This window comes from Streptomyces sp. (assembly GCF_031181555.1).
Classification (GTDB): Bacteria; Actinomycetota; Actinomycetes; order Streptomycetales; family Streptomycetaceae; genus Streptomyces; species Streptomyces fimbriatus.
On record NZ_JAPSKQ010000247.1, the window covers coordinates 1 to 6,578 of the forward strand.

4 protein-coding genes and 1 pseudogene are annotated in these 6,578 nt (G+C 74.3%); 1 reads left to right on the forward strand and 4 read right to left on the reverse strand.

The genetic code is table 11. The annotated features are described in order from the left end of the window. Positions 1 to 42: 42 nt before the first annotated feature. Entirely contained in the window at positions 43 to 1,563 is a 1,521-nt protein-coding gene (locus RIM90_RS29645) for a hypothetical protein (RefSeq protein WP_309063829.1), read from the forward strand. A gap of 24 nt (positions 1,564 to 1,587) precedes the next feature. Here the strand turns inward: RIM90_RS29645 and RIM90_RS29650 are convergent, their stop codons facing one another. The 4 genes and pseudogenes from RIM90_RS29650 to RIM90_RS29665 all read right to left on the reverse strand — a co-directional run. Then, complete coding sequence (locus RIM90_RS29650; protein WP_309063826.1) at positions 1,588 to 3,270, reverse strand: glycosyltransferase family 2 protein; 1,683 nt, start codon at positions 3,268 to 3,270, stop codon at positions 1,588 to 1,590. After that, entirely contained in the window at positions 3,258 to 5,456 is a 2,199-nt protein-coding gene (locus RIM90_RS29655; RefSeq protein ID WP_309063827.1) for a CDP-glycerol glycerophosphotransferase family protein, read from the reverse strand. Before RIM90_RS29655 ends, RIM90_RS29650 begins: the two co-directional genes overlap by 13 nt. Positions 5,457 to 5,574: 118 nt before the next feature. Next, positions 5,575 to 6,459 carry an ABC transporter ATP-binding protein gene (locus RIM90_RS29660; RefSeq protein WP_309063828.1) on the reverse strand — a complete coding sequence of 295 codons (885 nt, stop codon included), beginning with the start codon at positions 6,457 to 6,459 and terminating at the stop codon, positions 5,575 to 5,577. Continuing rightward, positions 6,452 to 6,578 (reverse strand): annotated as a pseudogene (locus tag RIM90_RS29665) (ABC transporter permease); the annotation flags it as partial. The gene RIM90_RS29660 and the pseudogene RIM90_RS29665, both read right to left, overlap by 8 nt.

The window sequence follows — 6,578 nt, forward strand, 5'->3', positions numbered from 1 at the left end:
TGTTCCCGTGGAGACCTCGCCTTTTCGGGCAAGGGCTCATGTGTGACCGTCCGCTCCTCATCGTCCGCCGTACCCGCGAGGACCGGCAGGCGGCCCGCCATCGCCCGTCCGGCGGCCGCCGGACGGGCGATGGCCCGGACCGCCGCCGGGCTCGTCCTCGTCCTGATGGTCCTGGTGATCGTGCGGCTCCCGTGGGTCGGCGACCTGGGCATGCACGCGGCGACCCTGCAGCGCCTGCGGCACAGCCCGCTCGACCCCGGCAACCCGCTGGTCGACGCGGACACGGCGAGCCCGTACTACTCGCCGTGGATGCTGCTGCTCGGCGCCGTCGCCCGGGTGACCGGGCTGTCCGTGTTCGTCGTCCTGCGCCTGGCCGCCGTCGTCGGACTGGTGCTGCTGGTGACCGGCGTACGGCGGTACGTGCGGACGCTGAGCGCGCACCGGGCCGCCCCCGCGCTCGCCCTGCTGAGCCTGCTGTTCCTGTGGGGGACGACCCCGTTCCTGTGGAGCGGCTTCCCGGGGCTCAACTCGCTCGCGCTGACGGTGGCGTATCCGAGCACCTTCACCCTCGGTCTCGCGTTCCACTTCTGGGCGTGGCTGACGGGGGCGCTGCGCGGCGGGGCCGGGTGGGGGACGTGGCTCGGGCTGGGGGCGCTGTGGGCGGTGATCCTGCTCTGCCACCAGTTCTCGGGGGTGGTCGCCTCGCTGGGCGCGTGCGCCGCCGTGGTGGCGGCGCGTCCGGGGCGGGCGGTGTGGCCGCGGGCGGCCGCCGGGCTGCTGCTGGGGGCGGTGGTGCTGGGGGCGTGGCCGTACTACGACTTCTTCGCGCTGTTCGGTGCCGGATCCGGCCTCGAGCCGGTGCACCGGGTGCTGTACGAGGACCTGGCCGCGCGGTTCGGGCTGGTGCTGCTCGGGGTGGCCGCGCTGGTCGCGCGGTGGCGGCGGGACCGGCGCGATCCGCTGGTGCTGTTCTTCCTGTCGGGCCTGCTGGTCGTGGTGGCGGGCCGGCTGAGCGGCCACTTCTCGTGGGGGCGCGCCCTGCCCGCCGTGCTGATCCCGGCGCAGCTGGCGGCGGCGCTGGAGGCGGTCCGGGCGGGGCGGCGCGGGGTGCGTGCCGGCCGGGCGGCCCTGCTCGCCGGGGCGCTCGCGGTCGGGGCGTGGGCCCAGGCGGGGACGCTCGGGTACGTGGTCCCGCGCGACGCCCTGCCGCAGGCGGTCCGGGACAGGTACGGGCCGCCCTGGACGGGGTACCACTGGATCACGCCGTGGGTGGGGTACGGGGACGTGGTCATGGCCGAGACCGGCCCGGCCCGCCGGATCCCCGCGTACGGGCCGTACACGGTCGCTCCCGGCTACCCCGACTTCTTCCTGCCGGACGAGGAACGCCGGACGGCGGTCACGCGGGAGTACTTCGCGCCGGGGACGCCGGAGCGGGTACGGCGGGACATCGAGCGGGAGTACGGGGTGCGCTGGGTGGTGGACGGGTCCGGGGACCTGGACGACGCCGGGCTGCGGGCGGTGGCGCGGGGACCGGAGGGGCAGGTGCTCTACGAGGTGCCCTGAGCCGCCCTCACCCCGCCGTCGCCCTCACCGCAGCGCGCTCGCCACCAGGCGGGCCGCCCGGCGCACCCCCGGCCGGGCCACCCGGCGGGCCACCGGCCGCAGCACGCCCGCCGTGATCCCGACCGGTTCCCAGCGCACCTGGAGCCGGCCCGGACCGTGGCCCTCCGGCTCGACCGTGACCCGGTGCGGGGCCGTGCCGGAGCGGTAGGGGACGCGGGCGGTCAGGGCCGGGAAGCCGAGCGGGGCCAGCAGCAGCCCCGTGTTGGCCTGGCCCCGGTGGGTGAGGCGGACCAGTGGATGACGCACCCCGGCGAAGCCGCTCGGCGGGAGGGACGCGGCCGCGAGGTCGACGCGGACGCGGCCCTCGAAGACGCCGGGGCGGACGGGGGAGAGGCGGAAGGGGACCGTGAGGCGGCGCCGGCCGGGAGTGAGGAGAAGGGCCGCGCGCTGGGGGCCGACCGGCAGGCGCAGCGCCGGGTCGTACGTCCGTACGGCCAGCTCGACACCGGCGCCGGGGCCCCGGGTGATCTCCGTGATCTCGTGGCGGAACTGGGCGCCGAAGAACGGGCGGGTGTCCAGCTCCAGCTCGGTCAGGTCCAGTTCGCGGCGGGCGCCGGCGGAGGCGGGGACCTCCTCGCCCCAGTAGGTGCGGCCGTCCGCGTCCGTGGTGACCCGCCGCGGGGCGACGCCGTGGCCGAGACCGCGGGCCGCCAGCCGGGCCTCGGACAGGCGGCGGTCGCGGACGAGTTGCAGCACCACCCGTTCGGCGCGCGGGAGGCGGGCGTACGCGCCCGGGGACAGCGTGTCCAGGTAGGGGTTCACCAGGTCCGCGAAGGCCGCCAGCCACTCCTCGTCCCGGTGGGGCAGGTCGCCCGCGTACATCCGGAAGTCGTGCTTGAGGAACTTGTGGTCCTTGTCCTCGCGCAGTGCCTGGTGCCCGCTCTCGGCCAGGAAGGCGTCGATGAGGCGCTGGACGTGGACGCGGTCGCGCACGTTGGCGAGCTTGTGCCGCTGGTTGGAGATGGAGGCCGCGTCCGAGGCCGCGTACGGGGCGATGTACCAGAGGTACACCGGTTCCGGGATGATCGTGAACGTCTTCGCCAGGCAGTACGCCTGGGCCGAGAACAGCTGGTCCTCGTAGTGGATGCCCTCGGGGAAGCGCAGGTCGTGCCGGTCGAGGAAGGCACGGGCGTACATCTTGCTGGTCGACAGGTGCTCGAAGAACAGCCGCGGGTCCGCCTCGATGCCGTCCAGGGTGCGGCGTTCGCGCACGAGGTGCGGCATCCAGGTGGAGGGGCGGCCGGTGTCCACCCGGATCCGCCGGACGGCGCCCATCGCGAAGTCGATGTCCCGTTCGCGGTGCGCGGCGAGCAGCAGTTCGACCGCGTTCTCGGGGAGTTCGTCGTCGCTGTCGAGGAACATCAGGTACGGCGCCCGCGCGATCTCCAGGGCGCGGTTGCGCGGGGCGCTGCACCCGCCGCTGTTGTGCGGCAGGCGCAGGCACCGGATGCGGGGGTCGCGGGCCGCGAGGTCCCGCGCCACCCGGGGGGTGTCGTCCGTCGAGTGGTCGTCGCTGATGACGATCTCGAGGTTGCGGTGGGTCTGGCGGCGGACGGACTCGACCGCGCGGGGGAGCCGCCCGGCGTCGTTGTGCACGATCACCGTCACGGTGACGTCGGGGGTGCCGGCGGTGGTCATGACGGGCATGCCTCCTCGGGGCTGGGCGCCGGGGTGCGGTCCTCGACCGGCAGCACCGGGGGCAGCGACTCCTCGTCCTGGCCGAGGAAGACCCGGCGTACGACGCGTTCGGCGGCGCGGCCGTCGTCGTACTCGCAGAACCGGCGCCGGAAGGCGGCCCGTGCCTTCGCCGCGCCCTCGTCGCGCCAGGCGTCGGTGGTGAGGATCTCGGTGAGTTCCTCCTGGGTGCGGGCCACCGGGCCGGGCGCCTCGGCCATCAGGTCGAAGTAGACGCCGCGGGTGGTGCGGTACGTCTCCCAGTCGTCGGCGTAGATCACCAGGGGGCGGTCGAGGTTGGCGTAGTCGAACATGATCGACGAGTAGTCCGTGACCAGGGCGTCGGCGGCCAGGCACAGCTCCTCGACCGGGTCGTAGGACGAGACGTCCACGATGCGGCCGGAGCGGCGCAGACCGGTCAGCGGGGAGGCGGCGCCGTCGTAGAAGTAGTGGCCGCGCACCAGCAGGACGGTGTCCTCGCCGAGGCGGTCGGCGAGCCCGGCCAGGTCCAGGCGCGGGGTCCAGCCGGCCTCGTAGTCGCGGTGGGTGGGCGCGTACAGCACGGCCCGGCGGCCGGGTGCGATGCCGAGGCGCTCGCGGACCGCGCGGACGTCGTCGGCGCCGGCCGTGTAGTAGACGTCGTTGCGCGGATAGCCGTGGTCGAGCGAGACGTACCGGGACGGATACGCCCGCTCCCACATCCGGGTGGTGTGGCTGTTGCTGGAGACGCTGTAGTCCCATTTGTCGACGCGCTCCAGCAGCGCGGCGAAATCCAGCCCCTGCGCGGCGGCCGGGAACGGCATCTGGTCCAGGCCCATGCGCTTGAGCGGGGTGCCGTGGTGGGTCTGGAGGTGGACGGCCTCGGGGCGTTTGACCACCGCGTTGGGGAAGTTGACGTTGTTGACGAGGTACTTCGCGGTGGCGAGCACCTCCCCGTAGCGGCGGCTGCCGGGGACGACGTGGTCGGTGCCGGGCGGGAGCAGGGCCGCGTTCTCGGCGGTCACCACCCACACCGGACGGATGTGCGGGGCGAGTTCGGCGAGCTTGGCGGCGATCGCGGCCGGGTTGCAGGCGACCCCGCGGTTCCAGTAGGCGGCGAACACCGCCAGGTGGGGGTCGACCGGGCGGCGCAGCGCCTTGCGGTACTGGAGGTCGCGGACCCGGGCGCCGAGCTGCCGCCTGCCGGTGCGCACCGTGGACCGCACGGTGCGCCGGGTGCGGTTGGCGGCCTGGAACGCGCGGTACCTGGTGTAGGCGCCCTCCTCGAGCAGCGAGCGGCGGACGCCGTCGAGGCCGGCGGGGTGCCGGTACCCCTGGGGGCGGCGGCGCAGGGCGGCGATCGAGGCCCGGTGGAAGAACTCCCGGGCGACGTCCTCGGGCATGCCGCCGCGGGCGAAGGTGCGCAGACAGTCCCGGACCATGATCTCGTAGAGCACGGTGTAGGGGGCGGGGCGGCCGAGGGTGAGGTCGAGGAGGCCCTCGTAGCGGTCGACGAGGGCGTAGTGCTGCTCGGGGGTGACCGGGGGGAGGCTGGCGGGCCGCAGCCGGCGGTCCTCGTGGGCGACGTGCGGCAGACAGGCGACGCGCTCGGCGAGCAGGAGGGCGGCGAGGGCCGCGTGCGGCTCGTCGTCGGTGGTGAGGCGGTCCTCGTGCGCCCGCCAGAAGCCGGCGCGCAGGACGCGGGTGCCGAGCAGCGGGGTCAGGCGCAGCAGGTGGGCGCTGTCGTCGAGGGCGAGGTCGGCGCGGCCCGCGCGGGCGAGCAGGGGACCGTCCGCGGAGGGCAGGCCACTGGTGCGCCAGGTGCTGCGGACGTGGTCGATCAGCAGGACGTCCACGGTGTCGGGGAGTCCGGCGGCGCGCTCGGCGATCGTGCGCGGGCCGCCGGGCGGCAGGCCGTCCTTGGCGTGGACGAAGTGCAGCCAGCGGCCGGTGGCCCGCGCCGCCCCCGCCGACCGGGCCGCCGCGTCGGACGTGCCGTCGGGCAGGGGCAGCACCTGGACGCCGGGAGCGTGCCGCTCGGCCGTCTCGCGGGCCCAGTCGCCGACGGCGGCGACGACGACCTCGGTGTCCGGGTGGGGGTGGGCGGCGAGCGAGTCGAGGAGGCCGGTCAGGTGGTCCTGGGTGTTCGGCCCGTGGACGATGACGCTGAGCTCGGGCATCACGGGACTCCTTCGGCTGCTCGTCGCCGCTCCGGTCGTTCCTCTGCGGGTCACTCCGTTTCAGTCATATTGGCATCAATACGGCTGAAGGCGGCGCCGGGACGCGCGGGTGCGTGCCTCACGAAGGGAGCGGCACCTGCCCGGGCCGCGGCTGCTGCGGTTGCGGCTGTGCCTTCGGCTTCGGCTTCGGCTTGCGGGGCCGGTCCGTGCCGCCGGTGAACGCCTCGTACTCCTTGAGCACCTCGTCGGTCGGCCCGTCCATGCGCAGCTCACCGCGCTCCAGCCACAGGACGCGGTCGCAGGTGTCGCGGATCGACTTGTTGTTGTGGCTGACCAGGAACACCGTCCCGGCCCGCTTGCGCAGCTCCCGGATCCGGGCCTCGGAGCGCTTCTGGAAGGAGCGGTCGCCGGTGGCCAGCGCCTCGTCGATCATCAGGACGTCGTGGTCCTTGGCGGCGGCGATGGAGAAGCGCAGCCGGGCGGCCATGCCGGAGGAGTAGGTGCGCATCGGCAGGGTGATGAAGTCGCCCTTCTCGTTGATCCCGGAGAAGTCGACGATCTCCTGGTAGCGCTCCTTGATCTGCTCGCGGGACATGCCCATCGCGAGCCCGCCGAGGTGGACGTTGCGCTCGCCGGTGAGGTCGCTCATCAGGGCGGCGTTGACGCCGAGCAGGGAGGGCTGGCCGTCGGTGTAGATGCGGCCGTTCTCCACCGGGAGCAGTCCGGCGACGGCCTTGAGCAGGGTGGACTTGCCCGAGCCGTTGGTGCCGATGAGGCCGATGGCCTCGCCCCGGTAGGCGACGAAGGACACGTTCCGCACCGCGTGCACCCGGCGCACGCCGGACGCCCTCTCGGTCTGCCTGCGGCGCAGGATGCGGTTGAGGGCGGCGGTGGCGGAACCGCGTCCGGCACCGGTGCCGTTCACCCGGTAGACGATGTCGACACCGTCGGCGATGACGGTGGGGACCTTCCCGTCGGTGTGCTTGTCGGTGTGCTCAGCCACGGCCGTACCTCTCCTCTGCCTTCCAGAAGTAGACGAAGCCGACCACGCCGGCCAGCAGCGCCCAGCCCACCGCGAACGCCCACACGTGCGGGGGCAGGTACGAGGAGCCGTAGTCGTCG

What these genes read in the sequence shown, in the direction of transcription:
- RIM90_RS29650 (WP_309063826.1), bottom strand. Translation starts at nt 3,270, where the DNA reads ATGCCCGTCATGACCACCGCCGGCACCCCCGACGTCACCGTGACGGTG.
- RIM90_RS29655 (WP_309063827.1), bottom strand. Translation starts at nt 5,456, where the DNA reads ATGCCCGAGCTCAGCGTCATCGTCCACGGGCCGAACACCCAGGACCAC.